Origin of the sequence: Mesorhizobium sp. M4A.F.Ca.ET.022.05.2.1, from assembly GCF_003998845.1 — a bacterium.
Taxonomy (GTDB): domain Bacteria; phylum Pseudomonadota; class Alphaproteobacteria; order Rhizobiales; family Rhizobiaceae; genus Mesorhizobium.
The window spans coordinates 1-756 of record NZ_RZOJ01000789.1 but is presented as its reverse complement, the minus strand read 5'-3'; the positions used below and the strand labels follow the sequence as shown (position 1 = coordinate 756).

Sequence of the window (756 nt, the reverse complement as noted above, 5' to 3'; positions counted from 1 at the left end):
GCTTTGGCGAGCCCTTGATGGCCGGCGCGCTTCGCCAACTCGCCATAGGTGGTGGTCTCGCCAAAGCCGAGCTTGCGCGCCGCGTCATAGATGGCGAGGCGGAAATCGTCGACGCCGGCAAGATCGACCGGCACGCTGGAGAAATCGATGTCCTCGCCGGCGGCATAGGCCCTGATCGCGGCGATCAGGTCCATCACCCATTGCGGCCGGTCGGTCGAGCTTGACACGCCACTATGGCGAAACAGCCGGCGCTCGACCGCCTCGCGGCTGCGCTCGGGCAAGCAGAGCCGGATCAGCCCGGTTTCGCTCCAGGCAATGCCCGTGAATCCGATCACTGTTTCTAACACTGCGTGACCGGCTGTGATCGCGGATGTCTTTTCCATGCTGGGCTCCTTTCCGCAAACCGCGAAAAACGGGTACAGGTACGGTACAGATAGGGAACAATATCGCAGCTTGCAGCGAGTTCCGCCACCCGAAAACCAGCGGATGGCCCTGATTGCCGGCCGAGAATCGCTGGTGTAAGGACTTCTTAACAACCGACAATCGGACCTGCAGGGCTTGGCAGCGAAAATCATCCTCACCGCGATCGGCGCGCTCGTTGCAGCTGCCGGCCTCAGCGGTTGCACCTCGACCTCGCAGATGAAGGCCGCGCCCGCCCTGTCGGCAGCCGCTACCCCTGCCGTCGAGGACGACACGCCGACCGTCGCGCTGCCGGAAACGGTGGCGGTGCTGCCGGAGCCCTCCGGCCTTGCGCCG

The 756-nt window shown here is 64.6% G+C and carries 1 protein-coding gene and 1 pseudogene; one reads left to right on the top strand and one right to left on the bottom strand.

Going from position 1 to position 756, the window contains the following annotated elements; genetic code table 11:
• The coding region (locus EN745_RS35425) for an MGMT family protein (RefSeq protein WP_145992359.1) at nt 1-383 on the bottom strand (383 nt) is incomplete at its 3' end.
• 175 nt (nt 384-558) lie between these two features.
• On the opposite strand from EN745_RS35425, the pseudogene EN745_RS35420 reads away from it, so the two are divergent.
• Nucleotides 559-756 (top strand): annotated as a pseudogene (locus tag EN745_RS35420) (YgdI/YgdR family lipoprotein); the annotation flags it as partial.